Below are 18,695 nucleotides of genomic sequence, written 5' to 3'. Positions count from 1 at the left end.
GTGCAGGTTGTACCAACCATCGTTGTACTCGAGAACCTTCATCCGCCCTCCCGGGGGGGCGTACTTCACGCGGTCCCGTAATCCGCATTCCAGCGTGGCAAGAAAAAAGATCTCGCATGTCGCGTTGTAGCAGCAGTCGCCCACCGGCCCCATCGAAAGGCAAATGGCCATCTCCTAGCATCGCCTCCTAAACGTCGGCGGGGTGGGGCGGCCCGGGCTCGGGACGGAGGACCTTCAAAGTTCTGAACCCCTGGGGCGCCGCGTCGGGAGAAGGGGAGCCCTCGACGAGGAAAATGGTTCAGTTTCTTGTAACATATTGATGCTAAAGGAGGTTCCGGATTTAGCGCGGCTTGAGGGGTGTCGATGAGAATTCTATATTTGTTTCGCGTTCCCTCTGCGGGAACGGGGTGACCCTCATGTCCGTGCGAACACGACTGGTTTGGCTCGTTCTGGCTTCCCTGGCTCCCTTCCTGGGCCTCACCGGGTGGGACCTTCTCGAACAGCATCGGGAACTCTCGTCCGCGCTCGAGGTGGAGGCGCAGGTGCGGGCGCGGATCTACGCGGCGTACGTGCACCACGCGGTGGACGACGCCCGGACGCTCACGAACTCCGTTGCCTCCGCCGCGGAACTCCTCCTCGCCCACCCGGAGCGGTGCGCCGGGCTGCTCGCGCGTCTCGCCTGGCCCGGGCGAACCTCACTCGCATCCCTCGCGGTCCTTGATGAGATCGGCCACGTAGTCTGCAGCAACCGGAGCCCCGAGACAGACCTCGACGCCAGCCACCGCGACTACTTTCAACGAACCAGCACCGCGGCGGATCCGGTCGTGGCCGGCCCCATCCGGTGCCGCATCGCGGGCCGGGTTGGCCTGCCGATGGCGGCGCCCATCCGGGACGAGCGCGGGGGGATCCGGGGCGCGGTGGTGGCCGTGATCGACCTGGGCACTCCGGGGAGCCCGGAGGCGGTTCCCGGGACGGGGGACGACGAGTACCTGACCGTGACGGAAGCCGGGGTCGTGGTGGCCTGCCAGCCGGGCGGCCGGGCATGGGCCGGCCGGAGCATGGCCGGGTCAGCCCTGCTGGGGGCGCTGCGGTCGGGGGGCGCGGTGGCCAGAGTCCAGGGGCTGGATGGGAGGGTGCGGGTCTACGCGTGGAATAGGGTGGATCTGCCCGGTGGTTCAGCGGGGGCCCTGTGGGCGGTCGCCGGGGTGTCCCCCGAGCCCGCCGCCCTGGGGCTCCGGCGGGACCTGTTCCGGAGCTTTGTGTGGGGGCTGGCAAGTCTCGCCCTGGCCGTGGGGCTTGCGGCCGGCGTGGCCCGCACGGGGGTGACCCGGCCCCTTGAGCGGCTCGTGTCCGCCACCCGGGCCCTCCAGCGGGGGGACAGGGGCCCCCTCTCGGCCCTGACCGAGAGCCCCGGCGAGTTCGGCTACCTGGCCTCGGTGCTCGACGAGTTGGCTGACGTGCAGGAAACCCAGCTTGCCCGAATCCAGACCCTTGCGGGCCGCTACCGGGCCCTCGTAGAGAAGGGTCCGGCCGCCGTTTTCGAGATCCACCGCTCGCTGCTCGCGCCCGACCGCTGGGTGCTCGGGTACGTGAGCCCCCAGGCGGAGTCCCTGGTCGGGGTGCCAGGCGTGAAGCTGCGGGCCAACCCGGAAGTCTGGCAGCGGTGCCTCCCGGAGCCGGAGCGACGGGCCGCGGGGCGGGTGCTGGACCGTCTGGCGTCCCGGGGACGCCCCCGGGCGTACGAGCACCGCCTGCTGCGGCCCGACGGGAGCGTGGTCTGGGTGCACACCCGGTTCCTGCCGGTGGCCGCCCACGGAGGACGGCCGAGCCTGCTCGGGGTCATCGTGGACGTGGACCGGCGCAAGCGGGCCGAGGAGGCAGCCGTGACCTATGCCCGTAGCCTGGAGGAGAGCAACCGGGAGCTCGAGCGGTTCGCTTACGTGGCGTCCCACGACCTCAGGGAACCCCTGCGGGTCGTGGCGAGTTACGTGCAGCTCTTAGAGCGGCGGTACGGTGGGCGGCTGGACCCCCCGGCCCGGGAGTTCATCGCCTTCGCCGTGGAGGGGGTGCGGCGTATGGAGGCCATGATCGAGTCGCTCCTCGAGTACTCCAGGGTGTCGACGCGGGGGCTGCCCCCGGAACCGGTGGAAGCGGCCGCATGCCTGGCCGAGGCCCGGGCCAACCTCGGCCGGTTGATCAAGGAGTCGGGCGCCCGGATCGAGGCGGGGCCCCTGCCCCGGGTGAGGGTCGACCGGCAACAGCTGGTGCGGGTGTTCCAGAACCTGCTGGCGAACGCGGTGCGGTTCCGGGGGGACGAGGCGCCTCGCATCCGGGTGGAGGCGGGCCCCCGGAACGGAATGTGGGAGTTCCGGGTCCGGGACAACGGCCGCGGCATCCCCCCGGAACGGGCCGAGGAGGTGTTCCTGTGGTTTCGCCGGCTGGGGGGGGCGAAGGGACCGGCGGGCGCCGGGATGGGCCTGCCCATCTGCCGCCGCATCGTGGAGCGGCACGGCGGCAGCACCTGGATCGAGCCAGAGCCCGGGGGGGGTACCTGTGTGGTCTTCACACTGCCGCGGCTCGGACCGGAACCGGAAACGGGGAGTGGGACATGAGCGGGATCCCAAACGGCAGCCGGGTTCCCGAGGTGCTCCTCGTTGAGGACGACCCGGCCCACGCCCACCTGTTCCAGGAAGCCGCCCGGGAGGCGGGGGTGTCCGTGCGGATCGCACGTGCAGCGAGCGCCGAGGAGGCGTGGGCGCGGCTGGCCGACCCGAAACGAGAGCCGCCCCGGGTTGTCTTTCTGGACCTGAACCTGCCCGGAAAGGGGGGCCGGGAACTCTTGGTCGAGCTGAAACAGCACCCGAAGCTGCGCCAGGTTCCGGTGGTCGTGCTGTCGTGTTCCAATGACCCGGACGACGTGAAGGCGTGCTACCGGGCCTACGCAAACGCCTACGTGGTAAAGCCCTGCGGCTGGGAGGACCTCGTGCGGCTGGTCCGGAGCAGCCTGGAGTTTTGGGTGGCCGAGGCCCTGCCCTGGACGGGCCACGGTGCCAGGGCCGGTTGCGGGGGATGGCGGCCGATGTGAGGAGGGGAGGGGAAAATGCCGGTGCACGTGCTGATCGTCGATGACAGCCCCGCGGATGTGCGGCTGATCGAGGAGCTCCTGGCCGAGGCCCGGGGAGAGGAGTTCTCCACGGGGGCCGCCCACTCCCTGGCCGACGGGATCGAGGCGGCGAGGACCGGCACGTACGACGTGGTCTTACTGGACCTAATGCTCCCCGATGCCCAGGGAGCCGAGACCCTCCAGCGGTTCCTCGGTGGGGCGCCCGAGGTGCCGGTGGTGGTGCTCACCGGGCTCGGGGGAGGGGATCTCGCCCTTGAGGCCCTGCGCGTGGGCGCCCAGGACTTCGTGCCCAAGACCGAGCTGGAGCCGGCGCGCCTGGAGCGGGTGATTCGCTATGCCAGGGAGCGGGCCCGGCTGCAGGGGAGCCTGGAGCGGACCGCGGCCGAGCTGGCCCGGGAGCTCGAGGACCGACGTGCAGCCGAAGCCCGGCTTCGCCGGACCCTGCGGGCGCTGCGTACCCTGGCGGCCTGCCTCGGCGTGAGCCGGGAAACAAGGGGAGCAAAGGCCATTGCCGAGGCGTTTTGCCGGGTGGCTGTGGAGGAGGGCGGCTACGCCATGGTCTGGGTGGGGCTCACGGAGCGGGAACCGCGGCTGGTACGGCCTCTGGCGGCGGCCGGGGCGGCCAAGGACTACGTGGACCAGATCCAGGTGACCTGGGACGAGGGCCCCCTGGGCCAGGGGCCCAGCGGCACTGCCATCCGTACCGGCCAGCCCGCCGTGGTGCGGGACATGGCCCGGGCCCCGACGTTCGCCCCCTGGTGTCGACGGGCCCTCGCCCAGGGGTTCCGGTCGAGCGCGGCTTTGCCCCTCACCGCCGGGGATGAGGTCGTGGGGATGTTCGGGGTCTACAGCACCGAGGTCGACGCCTTCGACGAGGAAGAGGTGAGCCTGCTGGCCCGGGTGGCCGACGCGCTGTCGGCCGCCCTCCAGGCCGAGCGAACGGCCGAGGAGCTGGCCCGGGCCGAGGCCCGGGCTAGGCAGGCCGAGCGACTGAGCGCGGTGGGCCAGCTGGCTGGGGGGGTGGCCCACGACTTCAACAACCTGCTCCAGATCATCCTGGGCCAGAGCGAGCTCCTGTTGGGCTTGGACGACCTGGCCCCGGTCGTCCGGAGGCGGGTGGAGCAGATCCTGACGGCAGCCGACCGGGCCGCGGACCTGACGCGGCAGCTCCTGGCCTTCAGCCGCAAGCAGGTGCTGGAGCCCCGGGTGGTGGACCTGAACGGCGTGGTCCGGGGGGTGGTGAAGATGGCGGGCCGCCTGCTCGAGGAGCACATCCGGGTCGAAACCCGGCTGGCCGGGGACCTGTGGGCGGTGCGGGTCGACCCAGGCCAGATGGAGCAGGTGATCCTGAACCTGACCGTGAACGCCCGGGACGCAATGCCCGAGGGAGGGGTGCTCACCCTCGAAACCGCCAACGTCGAGCTCGACGAGACTTACAGCCGGGCCCACGACGGTCTGGTGCCGGCGGGCGAATACGTGATGCTCGCGGTGAGCGACACCGGCGAGGGCATGGATGAAGAGACCCAGGCCCACATCTTCGAGCCGTTTTTCACCACCAAGGAGAAGGGCAAGGGCACGGGCCTCGGGCTGTCCACGGTGTACGGTATTGTGACCCAGAGCGGCGGGTACGTTTGGGTCTACAGCGAGCCGGGCCGGGGCACCACGTTCAAGATCTACCTGCCCCATGCCGAGGGAGCGCCCGCGGCCGGGGTCGAGGCGCCCGAGGCGGCCCCAGAGCCCGAAGCCCCGGGGGCCGAGCCGCGTCGCTCGGCCACGGTGCTGGTGGTGGAGGACGATGCGGGGGTCCGGGCTACGGTGCGGGAGGCCCTGACCGCCGAGGGGTTCCGGGTGCTCGAGGCCGACGGCTCGGGGGACGCCCTGCTGGCCGTGGAGCACTATGGCCGGGAGATCGACCTGGTGCTCACCGACGTGGTCATGCCTCGCATGAACGGGCCCGCCCTGGCCCGCCGAATCCGGCAGCAGGTGCCGGGGATGCGAGTGCTGTTCATGACCGGGTACACCGGCAACGGGGTCGTCCACCAGCGCATTCTCGAGCCCGGGGCTCGCCTCATCCACAAGCCGTTCAGCCGCCAGGCCCTGGCCGAAACGGTCCGCTTCGTCCTGCAGGAGGCCCTGTGAGCGGACCAGAAGGGCCGGCCGGGTCCTCCTTTGGCTCGACGACCGAGAGGCGGCAGAGGAGGTGCGGCAGATCGTCGAGGGGGGCCTCCGGGCCGAGGTGGTCCGGGTGGGCGCGCCGGGGCGAGACTCGGGACTACCGAGTGTGCCGGCCCAACTACGATTCCGCCCGCCTCGGTGTGGCGCTGGATCGGGCTCTCGCGCCCATGGCGCCCGCCTGCACCCCCGGCGGCCGGGTCGGGGGGGTGTTTCTGGTGGTCGAGGACGACCCCAGCACTCGCAAGCTCGTGGCCGACCTGCTGGACTCCCGGGGGGGGCGGGTGGGAGCGGCCGGGGACGCCGAGGCACCCCAGGCCGGTAGGGCGAGGGGAGATCCCGACCACCTTGTCGGTGCCAGGCCCTCCACCAGGAACTCGGCGAGGCGGCCGCCCTCCAGCACCTTTTCAGGGCCCCGACCGGGCCCCGGTGATCGCCCTGGTCTGCCGGATCGTTTCCCGCAGCCTCCGGCCCGGATCCGTCTGGCGCGTCACGGTCTGCGCGGCCTTGAGCCTCGTGGGTGACCATGAGCTTCCGCTTCCATTCGAGGGCCCTGTGCTCTGCTCTTCGGTGGTCTCGTGCAAGACCAAAAGGGCGCCGTCCGGCCATCTGCCGTCGTCGGGCGGGGCCGTGTATGTGTAGCGGACCCACGTCGATGATCGGGGCTGCACGAGCGCCTCGCCCCGCCCGGATTCGCCCACACGACGCGGCCCACGGCGTCGAGCTCGAGCACGCTGTCGTCGTCGGCTTTGGGGATGCGGCGGGCTCTCTGGCCCGTGCCGGTGGCTGATCGTGGTGGTGGCGGGTTGGGTGGAGCGGGGCTGACATGGGTTGCTCCATCGGGTTCGGGGGCTTGTCCTCACGTATCGCCCCCACGGGGGGGCAGGGAAAAGCCTCCCTATCCGAAAGCGCGGGCATGGTTCAAATTGTTGAACGATGGACTCCGCAACAAGAAGGACGACCTGGGAAAAATGCCACGGGATTGCGGGGAACCGGCCATGGATGTTACAGGAGTTCGAACATCAGGTCCTAGCTCCTTGGCGGCGAAAACCGCCTTGTTTTCCAAAGGAAATAGCGCAGGTGTATCGTACTGGCCGGACCTGTTGACAGGGTGGCGCGGGTGGTTATGTTGTATTTAGCGAACATAGTTTGCAAATATCAAACTCTCGTGGGAGAAGATACGCCCGAATGCTGTTGGAAGAGATCCTTGGCACCCGAAACCAGATCCGCGTCCTTCGGGCCCTGTTCCGCCGGGGGGAGTCCTCGGGAAGCGAGGTAGCCCGGGAGGCCGGACTGCGGCCTTCGGCCGCCCTGTTCGCCTTGCGGCGGCTGGCCGAGACGGGCGTCGTGCGGGTGCGCCGTGCGGGGAGGCGGGTGCTTTACGCGATCGACGGCAACCACTTCCTGACCCCCCACCTGGAGGCGCTGCTGGCCGCCGAGGCCGGGGTGGCGCCGCACCTGGTGAGCCTAGTGCGAAGCCTCATCGGCGAAGACGAGGAAACCAACCTGAGAGGGCTTTGCATCACCCCGGACGGGCGGGTGTACGTGTGCCATACCCGGCCCGATAACCTGCCGGCCGACCGGGTCGGCCAGGTGATCGGATCGATGTTCGGGTTGCGGTTTGTCGGTGCGGTGCCGGACCCGCGCCGGGTGTTGGAAGCCCATCGTTTCGTGCCCGCCCCTTCCTCCGGCCCCCCCGCCTCGGGCCGCGGCGGGAGCGACCGAATCTCCGGCGAGTCGCCCACGGCGGCTTGACGGCCTGCGTCGGCGGGGATAGGTTTTTCGGCTCCGAGATCCCCGTTCCCGGAGAGGCGAACCGACTCCCATGCCCCCCCCCCAGAAGCCCTCGTCCGTGCGCCCCTCCCCCCGCCTCGTGCGCTGGCAACCGAACATGGTCGCGGTGCTCAAGGCCGTGGCCCCGGCCGGCCTGGCGGCGGTGTACTACTACGGGTGGCGGGCCCTGGCCGTGGTGGCGGTGACCAACGCGTTCGCGTTCGCCACGGAGTACGCGTTCACCCGGCGCCGGGGCGAGTCGGTGACCTCGGCCGCGTTCGTCACCGGCACCCTGCTCGCGCTGTCGCTGCCTCCGGCCGTGCCGTTCTGGATGTGCGCCGTGGGCGCGGTGGTGGCGATCGGGTTCGGCAAGGAGCTCTTTGGGGGCATGGGCCGCAACGTGTACAACCCGGCCCTGGTGGGCCGGGCGTTCCTGTACGTGTCGTTCCCCGTGGCCATCACCGGCACCTGGACCGAGCCGTTCTGGGGGGGCGTGGGCGGGCTCACGGCCTGGGCCCCCGGGGCGGACGCCGTGACCTCGGCCACCCTGCTGCCGGTCCTGGCCCAGGGGGCGCCCATCGGGCTGTCGGCCCTGTTCTGGGGGGCCATGCCCGGCAGCCTGGGCGAGACCTGCAAGGCGGCCGTGCTCCTGGGCGGGGCCTATCTCCTGTGGAGGCGGGTGGCGTCGTGGGAGATCGTGGCGAGCGTGCTCGGCAGCTTCGCCGTCCTGACCGGGGTGTTGCGAACGGCCGGGCTGGCCGGGCCCGATCCGCTGCGGGCGGTCCTGGCCGGGGGCATCCTGTACGGCGCCGTGTTCATGGCCACCGACCCGGTGAGCGCCAACCGCACCCGGGCCGGAAAGGTGCTCTACGGGTGCGTGATCGGCACGGCCGCGGTGCTGATCCGGGAGTTCGGCAACTTCCCCGAGGGCGCCATGTTCGCGATCCTGCTGGGCAACACCTTCGGCCCGATCATCGAGGAGGCCCTGGCGGCGTGGAAGGCCCGCCGGGCGGGGGGGCAGCCGGCATGAGGATCCAGGAGCGGCCCTGGTATCCGGTGGTGTTCATGGTGGTCCTGTCCGCCGTGTTCGGGGCCGCGGTGAGCACGGTGGAGGTGCTCAGCCTGCCCCGGCAGCAGGCCGGCGAGCAGGCCCGCCTGCGGGCCCGGGTGCTCCAGGCGTTCGGGGTGGACGCGCCGACCGACCCCGTGGCCCTGGCCGGGGTGTGGAAGGCCCGGGTGGCTGAGGGCCGGGACGAGGTCGGCCCCTACTACGCCCTGCGGGAGAGGGGCCGGGTGAAGGGCTATGCGTTCCCGTTCGAGGCCCCCGGGTTCTGGGGGGCGATCTTCGGGGTGGTGGCCGTGGACGACCGGGCCGAGACGATCCTGGGCATCTCGTTCCTGCGCCACGAGGAGACCCCCGGGCTGGGGGGCCGGATCTCCGAGGCCTGGTTCCGGGACCAGTTCCGGGGCAAGTCCCTGGAGGTGCGCGACGGCCGGGTGCTGGAGTTCGTGTTCCGGAAGCCCCGAGGCCCCCGGGAGGTGGAGGCCATCACCGGCGCCACCCAGACCAGCAACCGCCTGGGCCGGTTCCTGAACGAGTTTCTGGCGGGCCTTCCCCAACGGCCGGTGTTCCGGCGAAAGGGGAGCGGATGAGGCCGGCCCTGTGGTTGCGGCGGAGCCGGGCCGTCAGCACCCTGCGCCGGGGCGTGTGGGACGACAACCCGGTGTACCGTCAGATCCTGGGCATCTGCTCCACCCTGGCCGTCACGAACCTCCTGGTGAACACCGTGGTCATGGGCCTGGGGCTCATCTTCGCCACGGCCATGTCCTGCTGGACCGTGAGCCTGCTGCGCAACGTCACGCCCAAGCGGGTGCGCATGATGGCCCAGGTACTGATCATCGCCTCCTACGTGATCCTGGTGGACCTGGCGCTCAAGGCGTACCTGCCCGAGATCAGCGAGGCGCTGGGGCCGTACGTGGGTCTGATCATCACCAACTGCATCATCATGGGCCGGTGCGAGGCGTTCGCCGCCAAGAACCCGCCGGGCCTGGCGTTCTTGGACGGCCTGGGATGCGCGGTGGGGTACACCCTGGTGCTCCTGGCCATCGCGTTCTTCCGGGAGCTGCTGGGGTTCGGCACCCTGTTCGGTTACCCGGTGCTGCCGGAGAGGGTGACCCTGTGGACGATCATGGCCATGCCGCCGGGGGCGTTCTTCATGCTGGGCCTGGCCATCTGGTTCTTCCGGACCATCCAGAAACCGAGGGAGGCATGAGGACGGTGATACGTTGGGATGTTAGGACGTTGGGACGTCCCAGCCTCCCGGCTTCCTAGCCTCCCAGCCTTCTAGCCTTCGAGCCTTCTAGCCAACAGAGGTGCCATGACCCAACAGGGCGCGTTCACGATCTTCATCGCGGCGATCTTCATCAACAACATCCTCCTGTCGAACTTCCTGGGGATGTGTCCGTTCATCGCCGTGAGCCGCGAGGTGCGCACGGCCGCCGGCCTGGGCGCGGCCGTGGCGTTCGTGATGACCCTGACCTCGGGCCTGAACTACCTGGTGTACGCGTACCTGCTGGAGCCGTTGGGGCTCGAGTACCTGCGCTACATCGCGTTCATCGTGGTGATCGCGGCCACGGTGCAGCTGGTGGAGATGGTGATCGAGCGCACGAGCCCCGTGCTCTACTACGCCCTGGGCATCTTCCTGCCGCTGATCACGGTGAACTGCGCCATCCTGGGGGTGAGCCTGTTCATGGTGATCCGGCAGTACTCGTTCGTGCAGAGCCTGGCCTACGGAGCCGGCAGCGGCGTGGGCTGGGCGCTGGCCATCCTGGCCATGGCCGGGCTGCGCAGGAAGATGAAGCGCTCCCGGGTGCCCGCGGCCCTCGAGGGGCCCGGCATCACGGTGATCCTGGCCGGGATCATGGCCCTGGCCTTCATCGGGTTCTCGGGCATGGTGCCGATGTGAGCGGGCAGGCCATGGCCGACGTGCTCACCGCCGTGGGGGTTCTGGTGGGGCTGGGGGCGTTCCTGGCCCTGGTCCTGGTGGTGGCCGAGCGCAGGCTCGTGCACTCGGGCCCGGTGCGGCTCACCATCAACGACGCCGACCCGGTCGAGGTGCCGGGCGGCGAGCCCCTGCTGTCGGTGCTGCGCGAGCGCAAGATCTTCGTGCCGTCGGCCTGCGGCGGCCGGGGCAGCTGCGGGCTGTGCAAGGTGCGGATCCTGGAGGGCGGCGGCCCGGTGCTGCCCACCGAGACCCCGCACCTGTCGCCCGAGGAGATCGAGGATCGGGTTCGGCTGGCCTGCCAGGTCAAGGTGCGCGACGACACGGCCATCGAGATCCCGGCCCACCTCCTGGAGGTGGAGGAGTACGAGGTCCGGGTCGAGGCGATCGAGGAGCTCACCTACGACATCCGCCGCGTGCGGCTGGCGTTCGGGCCGGGCGTGGCGTTCCGGTTCCGGGCCGGCCAGTACGTGCAGATCGAGACCCCCATCTACGACGGCCTGGGCGAGCCCGTGTACCGGGCCTACTCCATCAGCTCGCCGCCCCAGGACACCGACGCCGTCGAGCTGATCATCCGCAAGGTGCCCCGGGGCATCTGCACCACGTTCGTCCACGAGCTGCTGCTCGTGGGCGACCGGCTCCGGATCAACGGCCCCTACGGCGACTTCTACCTGCGCGAGACCCCGGCCGAGGCCGTGTTCATCGCGGGGGGCTCGGGGCTCGCGCCGTTCGAGAGCATCCTGGCCGACATGGTGGCCCGCGGCGTGCGCAAGAAGGTCACCCTGTTCTTCGGCGCGGTGTCCCGGCGGGACCTCTACGACCTGGAGCGGCTCCACGCCTACGGCGAGCGGCTCCCGGGGTTCTCGTTCGTGCCGGCCCTGTCCCACCCCGACCCCGGGGACGACTGGCAGGGCGAGACCGGGCTGATCACCGACGTGGTGGCCCGGCACTACGGCTCCATGGAGGGCATGGAGGCCTACCTGTGCGGCAGCCCCGGCATGATCGACGCCTGCGTGCGGGTGCTCACGGACAAGGGCGTGGCCGAGGACCGCATCTTCTACGACAAGTTCGCCTGACCCCCCGGAGGCCCGGATGAAGCAGCCGCCCCAGCTCTCCCAGGCCCAGGCCCGCATGGCCCACGGCGCCCTGACCCGCGACGGGTTCCTGGGCACCGACTCCCGGAACCTCGTGGAGATCCTCCAGGACGATGACGGCCGGGTGCGGCGGCTGGGCCTCGGCCACGCCGACCTGGCCGCGGCCCTCCAGCGGCTCACCGACGCGGCCCTGACCCACCTGGGGGCTCCCGTGGTGATCGACGACCGGTTCGAGGTGCGCTCGGTCGAGGCCATGGGCCGGATGCCGTGCCCCTTCGGCCATCCAGGGCTGTTCGTCAAGGCCGAGGTCCACGGCCGGCGGCTCGACACGGGCGAGACCCTGGTCTGGACCCCGCTGTCTGTCCACCTGATCGGGGCCCACGGCTTCTACCAGGGCCGGGGCAGCCCCTACCGCCTGGACCCGGAGCGGTTGGCAGGGTTCCTAGGGCTGGAGGCGGAAGGTCTTTCGTAGCCGCTTCGTTCTGGCAGACGGCCGGGGGGAACCCGCTTAGGGACTCACCGGCCCCCCGACTTTGGGCCCTGTCTCTGCCTCCGCGCCTCGGCCCACGCCCGTAGGCCCCGGGCGGCGAAGGCCATGTCGTCCTCGTACTCCCGGGACGCGAGCGACTGGAACTCCGCTACCCGACCCACGTCCCGGCAGAAGACCCTGCGGCCCGACAGGGCCTCGAACCGCAGCGCCGCCGGGCTCTCGTCGGTCAGGGGCACCAGGTCGATCTCCTCGAACCCCAGGGCTTCCTGGAGGTCGGCCCTCAGGTCTGCCAGCTCGTCCAACGACGGGGGGCGGCGAAACAGCACGGCCACATCCACGTCCCCCCCCGGCCGAACCCGGCCGCCGCTGGCCGAACCGAACACCCATGCAGCGACCACGTTCGTGCAGGCCGCGAGCACCCGCACTGCCGCGTCCACGTCAACCGTGCACATAGGACAGAACCTCTTCCCGGAACCGATCGAAGTCCCCGAGCCGGTTCCGCACGATATCTGCCAGGACACCCGGGTCCACGTGCTCGTACCGGTGGACCACGAAGTTCCGGAACTGGATCATGCGGCGGTACGGTGCGGGATCCGCCAGGGCGCCCAGCGTCACGCACGCCCGCACCGCCTCTGCTCCTGTGTCCACCGGCCCTCTGCCTGCCAACGCCAGGAGGCGCTGGCACACGTCGATCACGATCTCCACGAGAATCTGGAGATCCCGCTCCACCGCTCGGCGGGTCCGCCAGTCGTCGGAAAGGCGCTCCAGGTCCCTCTCCCCCAGCGATCGCAGTTCTGCGAGCACGGTGTCCATCTCGGCCAGCTTGCGCAGGATGATCCCGTTTTTCATCGGCGACTCCCGGGGCAGGTCAACCCGTCCTCATCGACTATATCACCCTCCATCTCCGCGGCTCCATCCAGAGCCGTTGATCCGGCGGGCCGGATCTGTCAGTCTTCGCGCTACGTTTTTCCCTTCCATCAGCGGAGGCTTGGATGCGACACGCCGAGATCACCGGCTGGGGCAAGTGCGTGCCCCCGGCCGTCATGACCAACGACGACCTGGCCACCTTCGTCGACACCTCGGACGAGTGGATCCGCACCCGCTCCGGGATCGAGCGGCGCCACTACAGCCACGTGACCACCTGCGAGATGGCCCGGGTGGCGGCCGAGCACGCCCTGGCCGCGGCCGGTCGCACGGCCGAGGACCTCGACCTGGTCGTGTTCGGCAGCACCACCCCGGACGAGATCATCCCCAACACCGGCTCCCTGTTGAAGAACCAGCTCGGCGCGCGCAACGCCGCCGCCTTCGACCTGAACGCGGCCTGTGCCAGCTTCCTGTACGGGCTCAGCGTGGCCACCGACATGGTGCGGGCGGGCACGGTCCGCACCGCCCTGGTGATCGGGGCGGAGCGGGCCTCGTGGCTCATGGACTGGACCCGCCGGGAGTCGGCCGTGCTGTTCGGCGACGCCGCCGGCGCCGTGGTGGTCGAGGCGGCCGAGGGGGAGACCGGCCTCGTCGCCTCGCGCCTGGGGTGCGTGCCCGACACCCGCCACACCCTGCACATGCCCAACTGGGGCCACGGCTTCGACCGGTTCACCGACAACCGCGTCCACCTGTCGCTGCGGTTCGAGGGCCGCGAGATCTTCCGGCACGCCGTGCGGGCCATGACCGAGGCCTGCCAAGACGTGCTCCGGGCCGGCGGCCGCACGCCGGCCGACGTGGACCTGTTCGTGCCCCACCAGGCCAACCTGCGCATCCTGAACCTGGTGGCCGACAAGCTCGGCATCCCCTCCGACCGGGTCATGGTGTGCATCCAGGAGTACGGCAACACCTCGGCCGCATCGATCCCGGTGGCCCTGTGCGACGCCCTGGAGGCCGGCCGGGTGAAGCCCGGGGCCCTGGTGCTGACCACCGTGTTCGGGGCCGGCCTGGTGTGGGGCGCGGGGCTCATCCGGTGGGGCAGCCGGGTCGAGCCCCTGGCCCGGTCCGACGCCGAGCTGCCCCCCTGCGACAAGTCCGCCCTGGAGATCATGGGCCCCAGCATCGAGTACTACCTGGGAAGCCTCCCTCAGCCCCTGCGGGGCCGAGGAACGCCCAAGTAAGTCGGCTGGGTCTGGGGGAGCTGACGGAGCCTGCCGGTTCCGCTGGAAGGCTGGCAGGCCAAAGAACTCCGACATCCTACTGTGGTGGTCGATGGCTCTCGTCTACTGGCGACCACGCCGACCCCCCAAGGGTGGAAGCGGCCTCCGGGCCGCGACAAAAACTCTGCCGGGCCCTGCGGCCCGGGATCGCGATCGGGAGGTCGCTCCGACACCGGGGGAACCCGTTGCAAGTTACTCTTTTTGATTTCGGTCGTCGGCCGAAAAGCCGTGAATCACCGAGGCGTTGGCGACAGCCCGGGAGCCGCCCCGCTGCCCACCGGGTCTTCGGCCCCCTGGGCACAGGCCATACGGTAGGAACCGCAGGCAGGGCAACGGGCCGACAGAAGGCGTGGGGGGCAGCCCAGCGGGGTTCACCATGCCAGGTGCCACGGAACGGCCCGGATGCCCGGCCTTAGCGTGCCCGGCCGCTCCACGTCGCAGGCCACCACCCCTTGGGCCGACTCGCCGGCGATCCCGAGCCACCGGGACAGGGCGGCGGCATGCTTCGGCACGGGTGTGGCCGTTGCCTTCACCTCCACCGCATACAGGCGGGTCCCCCGCTCGATGATCAGGTCGACCTCCAGCCCGTTTCCCGACCGCCAGTAGTAGAGCGTCGGCCGCTCTCCCAGGTGACGAAACGCCTTGATCCACTCGGAAACCACAGCCGTTTCCACCAGCGGGCCGGCAAAAACGCTCTGCAGCGCCTGCTCAGGCGTCTGGATCCCCATGAGGTAGCAGGCGAGCCCCGGGTCGATCATATACAGCTTGGGGCTCTTGCGGATGCGTCTTCCGAAAGAACGATGGAACGGCGGAAGCAGGCACACCACACCGCTTGCTTCGAGCACGGAGAGCCATCGTCGGGCGGTAGGGCCGGTGACGCCGGCTTCGGCACCCAACGCCGCCATGTTCAACACGGTGCCCGTTCGGGCCGCCACGAGCGTCAGAAACCGGGTGAACGCGTGCAGATCACCCACATGGGACAGATCCCGCACGTCCCGTTCCAGATAGGTTTGGGTGTAGCCACCGAACCAGAGGTTTGGATCGATCTGAGGATTCAATCGGACCCCGGGGTAGCCCCCGCGGATCAGCCAGTCTCCGAGGTCGACGGACGTGTCGGAGGCGACGGGGGAAGGTCCGGAAAAGACTTTGGCCAGAAGGTCGTCTACCGTGGGAGGCGGTGGGTTCCCGCGTGCCTCTGCGACGGAGAGCGGCAGGAGTTCGAGCACGGCCACGCGTCCCGCCAGGGTCTGGCTCACCCCCTTCATCAATCCAAACGTTTGGGACCCTGTGAGGAGCCACCGCCCCGGCTCGCGAGCGCGATCGATCTCGTCTTTGATGTAATGGAGCAGGTGCGGGGCGTATTGGATCTCGTCGAGGATGACCGGCGGGGGGATCTCTCGCAGGAACCCCACCGGGTCTTCCGTGGCACGCAGCCGAACATCCGGACGTTCCAGCGACACGTACCGGTGGGTCGCCCCGAACTCGTTCTTGAGCAGGGTCGTTTTCCCGGTCTGGCGCGAACCGGTCACGAGTACCGCCGGAAACGTCGCAGCGGCGCGGTGCAGGGTTCTTGCGAGGTGTCTCGGCAGATACGTCATGGCCCAAGCCTATCACCATGCAAATCGAAAATGCAATTTTTTGTTTGCATGAAAATAGGACGATGCGGGTAGCCACGGTGAACATCTCGTTTCCGCGGGAGCTTCTGGCGACGAGTGGCGAGCGGGCCAAGAAGGAGGAGGCGGGGAGCCGCTCGGAACCCCTGCGGGAGGCGGCGTGGATGTACCTGGCAGCGGATCTTCGACAAGGGCGGCCGGGTGCGGCCAGATCGGGGCCCGTCCCGCCTGCGGAGTCATTGACGCCCGCAGGAGCGGGCGACAAAGAGGTGTTGCCAACCGAAATCCGGAAGGGCCCGGTGGCCGAGCCCAGGCCGGGGTGGGCATGGGGCGCAGTCCTGTCGGCCTGCGTATATCGCTAAGAAAACAAAAAACGGCCAGGAGCCCCTGGGCCCGCTTACGCGTCAGGCCCTGGGTGTCGTTCAGTTGCCCCCGGACCGAGACGATCAGGAGCTACTGGCCGAAGCACTGGTCCGAGCCAAGGGGGGGAGCGGGTGCGCGGGCTGGTCGACACGAACGTGCTCCTTGACGTGCTGGGACGGAGGGAGCCGTTTTGGCCGGACTCCGCGAGGGGGTGGACCCGGGCCGAGATCGGGAGCCTGGACGCTTGGGTTTCGGCGATCCGCTTCAACAACGTCTACATCGTGATCCAGTACTTCTCCGCCCAGCACATGGGTGCCGCAGCGATCGTGACCCGTAACGTGGGCGACTTCCCGCGGACCGGCCCCTCGGCCCTGACCCCTGCCGCGTTCCTCGCGGCTAGCCTCTGATACCAAGTTGCATGCAAGGCCATCAGCCCCCTGAGCAGAAGGGACCTGCCTCCGGCCGCGCCCCGGAAGAGGGGTCACCGGCGGCCGCGCCTCACCACCGTCTCGATCCGGTCGAGAGCCTCTGAGACGTCCTCGGTCGATACGTCGCAGTGGGTCACCAGCCGGATCTTTCGGGGGCCGAACGCGCTGCACAGCACGCCCACCCGCCCCAGGGCAGCCACCAGGGAGGCGGCGTCCCAGGCCGGGTCCACCACCTCGAACAGCACGATGTTGGTCTGCACCGCGCCCAGGTCCACGCGCAGGCCGTCCACCGACGCGATCCCCCGGGCCAGGGCCCGGGCGTTGGCGTGGTCGTCGGTCAGGCGGCCCACCATGGTGTCCAGGGCGACCAGGCCGGCGGCGGCCAAGATACCGGCCTGGCGCATGCCGCCGCCCAGCAGCTTTCGGTGCCGGCGCGCCCGCTCGATGAACGCTTTCGGGCCCGCCAGCACCGAGCCCACCGGCGCGGCCAGCCCCTTGCTCAGGCAGAACATCACCGAGTCCGCCGTGGCCGCGATCTCGGCCACCGGCCGGCCCAGGGCCACCGCGGCGTTGAACACCCGGGCCCCGTCCATGTGCACCGGAACCCCGTGGCGCCGGGCGAGCCCTGACAGCTCTTCCAGGTGCTCCAGGGGCAGCACGGTGCCGCCCGCCCGGTTGTGGGTGTTCTCCACGCAGATCAGGGCGGTTCGCGGAAAATGAATATTGTCGGCCCGGATCGCGGCCTCCACCCGGTCCAGGTCCATCATCCCCCTGTGGCCCGGAACGGGGTGGGCCTGGCACGCGGCCAGGGCGGCGATGCCCGCGACCTCGTAGTAGAAGATGTGGCTCTCGGCCTCGACGATCACCTCCTCCCCCCGGCCGGCGTGGCTCAGCACGGCCACCTGGTTGGCCTGGGTGCCGCTGGGCAGCAGCAGCGCCGCCTCCTTGCCCAGAAGCGCCGCCGCCACCTCCTGGAGGCGGTTCACCGTGGGATCCTCCCCGTACACGTCGTCCCCCACCTCCGCCTCGAACATGGCGCGGCGCATGGCGGCCGTGGGGCGGGTCACGGTGTCGCTACGAAGATCGATTCGTCGCATGGGGGTCCTCTTGAGGGCTCGTCTCGGAAGTCTCGTCAGGCCCCTGCGGGGTCCTGCAGCTTGCAGCTATCGTCCCGGCATGGCAGGCGTACCGCATTGACGCCCGCAGCAGTGGGCGACAGAATGGACGGGTCGCCAACCGAAACCCGGAGGGGCACGGTGGCAGAGCACGACACCGGATACAAGAACCTCTTCTCCCACCCCCGCATGATCCAGGACCTCCTCATCGGGTTCGTGCCCGAGCCCTGGGTCCGGGAACTGGACTTTTCCACCCTGGAGAGGGTGAGCGGCTCCTACGTGTCCGACGATCTGCGGAGCCGCGAGGACGACGTGGTCTGGAAAGTCCGGTGGGGACCCCGCTGGGTCTATGTGTACATCCTGCTGGAGTTCCAGTCCACCGTGGACCCGTTCATGGCGGTGCGGATCCTCACCTACGTGGGGCTCCTGTACCAGGACCTGATCCGGCGGGGCGAGCTGGGGCCGGAGGGGAAACTGCCACCGGTGCTGCCGGTGGTGCTGTACAATGGGGAGCGCCGGTGGAGCGCGGCCGAAGCGGTGGAGGATCTGGTGGAGGCGGTTCCGGAGGGACTGGGCCGGTACCGGCCCCGGATGCGGTACCTTCTGATCGACGAGGGGCGGTACGGCCCGGAGGCCTTGTCGATCGAGCGGAACCTGGTGGCGGCGCTGTTCCGGTTGGAGCAGAGCCGGACACCGGAGGACGTGCGGGCGGTGGTGGAGGCCCTGTTGGAGTGGATGGGAGCCGATGAGCAGCGGGAGTTGCGGCGGGCGTTTGCGGTATGGGTGAGGCGGGTGCTTTTGCCGGCGCGTCTGCCCGACACACCGATGCCGGAGACCCGAGATCTACTGGAGGTGCGAGACATGTTGGCGGAACGGGTGAAGGAGTGGACGGAGCAATGGAAGCGGGAGGGGATCGAAGCGGGAAGGAAGGAGGGGCTCCAGCAGGGGCTCCAGCAGGGGCTTCAGCAGGGGCTCCAGGAAGGCAGGGCAGAGCTTCTGCTTCGGATCCTGGAGAAGCGCTTTGGCGAGGTTCCGGCAGATCTGCGGGACCGTGTGACGGGGGCGGACCTGGACACCCTGGCGGGGTGGGTGGAGCGCGCGTTCGAGGCAGAGTCCCTGAAGGACGTGTTCAAAGGGGAGTGACAGGGGCCGCCACCAGGCCCTTTGCCCCCACCCGCTTGATCGGTACGAGGAGATTCCTGTTTCGCGAGCAGGCCACCCCGTGGCCTCCGGCTTCCCCAGATCTTGCACGAGATAATCTGATTCCCCTACCATGGGCAACCGCCATCCATGAGGGAGGGGAGACCCATGGCGGGGCAATCGGGCGGGACGATCAACCGGGAATCCAAACGGCCACCGCGGCGCCTTGGCGCCCCCGGT

General features: G+C 69.9%; 17 protein-coding genes. 13 read left to right on the top strand and 4 right to left on the bottom strand.

Features of this window, described 5'->3' with window-relative positions:
• Nucleotides 1–416: 416 nt before the first annotated feature.
• The 10 genes from DEFCA_RS20685 (at nucleotide 417) to DEFCA_RS0110505 (ending at nucleotide 11,637) form a co-directional block, all read left to right on the top strand.
• Nucleotides 417–2,612: an ATP-binding protein gene (locus DEFCA_RS20685; RefSeq protein ID WP_025322982.1), complete on the top strand. Its 2,196-nt coding sequence runs from the start codon at nucleotides 417–419 to the stop codon at nucleotides 2,610–2,612.
• Complete coding sequence (locus tag DEFCA_RS0110545; protein WP_025322981.1) at nucleotides 2,609–3,085, top strand: response regulator; 477 nt, start codon at nucleotides 2,609–2,611, stop codon at nucleotides 3,083–3,085. The genes DEFCA_RS20685 and DEFCA_RS0110545 overlap by 4 nt, the downstream gene beginning before the upstream one ends.
• Nucleotides 3,086–3,100: 15 nt before the next feature.
• Nucleotides 3,101–5,263, top strand: a complete 2,163-nt coding sequence (locus DEFCA_RS20680) for a response regulator (RefSeq protein ID WP_025322980.1) — start codon at nucleotides 3,101–3,103, stop codon at nucleotides 5,261–5,263.
• A gap of 1,227 nt (nucleotides 5,264–6,490) precedes the next feature.
• Nucleotides 6,491–7,051 (top strand): hypothetical protein, encoded by a 561-nt coding sequence (locus DEFCA_RS0110535; protein WP_169709547.1) that lies wholly within the window; start codon nucleotides 6,491–6,493, stop codon nucleotides 7,049–7,051.
• 97 nt (nucleotides 7,052–7,148) lie between these two features.
• Nucleotides 7,149–8,099 (top strand): RnfABCDGE type electron transport complex subunit D, encoded by a 951-nt coding sequence (locus DEFCA_RS0110530; RefSeq protein ID WP_169709546.1) that lies wholly within the window; start codon nucleotides 7,149–7,151, stop codon nucleotides 8,097–8,099.
• A complete protein-coding gene (locus tag DEFCA_RS20675; RefSeq protein WP_169709545.1) occupies nucleotides 8,096–8,722 on the top strand; it encodes an FMN-binding protein in 627 nt (208 codons plus the stop codon). Before DEFCA_RS0110530 ends, DEFCA_RS20675 begins: the two co-directional genes overlap by 4 nt.
• A complete protein-coding gene (gene rsxE / locus DEFCA_RS0110520; RefSeq protein WP_025322976.1) occupies nucleotides 8,719–9,342 on the top strand; it encodes an electron transport complex subunit RsxE in 624 nt (207 codons plus the stop codon). Before DEFCA_RS20675 ends, rsxE begins: the two co-directional genes overlap by 4 nt.
• Nucleotides 9,343–9,447: 105 nt before the next feature.
• Entirely contained in the window at nucleotides 9,448–10,035 is a 588-nt protein-coding gene (locus DEFCA_RS0110515; RefSeq protein WP_025322975.1) for an electron transport complex protein RnfA, read from the top strand.
• The gene (locus tag DEFCA_RS0110510; protein ID WP_245693462.1) at nucleotides 10,032–11,147 is read left to right on the top strand and encodes an NADH:ubiquinone reductase (Na(+)-transporting) subunit F; all 1,116 of its coding nucleotides are present in this window, start codon (nucleotides 10,032–10,034) and stop codon (nucleotides 11,145–11,147) included. Before DEFCA_RS0110515 ends, DEFCA_RS0110510 begins: the two co-directional genes overlap by 4 nt.
• Nucleotides 11,148–11,163: 16 nt before the next feature.
• A complete protein-coding gene (locus tag DEFCA_RS0110505; RefSeq protein ID WP_025322973.1) occupies nucleotides 11,164–11,637 on the top strand; it encodes a hypothetical protein in 474 nt (157 codons plus the stop codon).
• 44 nt (nucleotides 11,638–11,681) lie between these two features.
• Here the strand turns inward: DEFCA_RS0110505 and mntA are convergent, their stop codons facing one another.
• Complete coding sequence (gene mntA, locus DEFCA_RS0110500; RefSeq protein ID WP_025322972.1) at nucleotides 11,682–12,107, bottom strand: type VII toxin-antitoxin system MntA family adenylyltransferase antitoxin; 426 nt, start codon at nucleotides 12,105–12,107, stop codon at nucleotides 11,682–11,684.
• Entirely contained in the window at nucleotides 12,094–12,504 is a 411-nt protein-coding gene (gene hepT, locus DEFCA_RS0110495) for a type VII toxin-antitoxin system HepT family RNase toxin (RefSeq protein WP_025322971.1), read from the bottom strand. Before hepT ends, mntA begins: the two co-directional genes overlap by 14 nt.
• 143 nt (nucleotides 12,505–12,647) lie before the next feature.
• On the opposite strand from hepT, the gene DEFCA_RS0110490 reads away from it, so the two are divergent.
• Nucleotides 12,648–13,757, top strand: coding sequence for a ketoacyl-ACP synthase III (locus tag DEFCA_RS0110490; RefSeq protein ID WP_025322970.1), 1,110 nt, complete (start codon nucleotides 12,648–12,650; stop codon nucleotides 13,755–13,757).
• A 410-nt stretch (nucleotides 13,758–14,167) separates the two neighbouring features.
• Here the strand turns inward: DEFCA_RS0110490 and DEFCA_RS0110485 are convergent, their stop codons facing one another.
• The gene (locus tag DEFCA_RS0110485) at nucleotides 14,168–15,325 is read right to left on the bottom strand and encodes an ATP-binding protein (RefSeq protein ID WP_051463231.1); all 1,158 of its coding nucleotides are present in this window, start codon (nucleotides 15,323–15,325) and stop codon (nucleotides 14,168–14,170) included.
• Nucleotides 15,326–15,903: 578 nt separating this feature from the next.
• Here DEFCA_RS0110485 and DEFCA_RS0110480 point away from each other — a divergent pair.
• Nucleotides 15,904–16,179 (top strand): hypothetical protein, encoded by a 276-nt coding sequence (locus DEFCA_RS0110480; RefSeq protein ID WP_025322968.1) that lies wholly within the window; start codon nucleotides 15,904–15,906, stop codon nucleotides 16,177–16,179.
• A gap of 74 nt (nucleotides 16,180–16,253) precedes the next feature.
• Here the strand turns inward: DEFCA_RS0110480 and ltaE are convergent, their stop codons facing one another.
• Nucleotides 16,254–17,297 (bottom strand): low-specificity L-threonine aldolase, encoded by a 1,044-nt coding sequence (gene ltaE / locus DEFCA_RS0110475; protein ID WP_025322967.1) that lies wholly within the window; start codon nucleotides 17,295–17,297, stop codon nucleotides 16,254–16,256.
• A gap of 159 nt (nucleotides 17,298–17,456) precedes the next feature.
• Between ltaE and DEFCA_RS0110470 the strand changes: the two genes are divergently transcribed.
• Nucleotides 17,457–18,458 (top strand): Rpn family recombination-promoting nuclease/putative transposase, encoded by a 1,002-nt coding sequence (locus DEFCA_RS0110470; RefSeq protein WP_025322966.1) that lies wholly within the window; start codon nucleotides 17,457–17,459, stop codon nucleotides 18,456–18,458.
• Nucleotides 18,459–18,695 lie beyond the last annotated feature (237 nt).

This window comes from Deferrisoma camini S3R1 (assembly GCF_000526155.1).
GTDB lineage: Bacteria > Desulfobacterota > Deferrisomatia > Deferrisomatales > Deferrisomataceae > Deferrisoma > Deferrisoma camini.
This window is presented reverse-complemented; position numbering and strand designations above follow the sequence as displayed.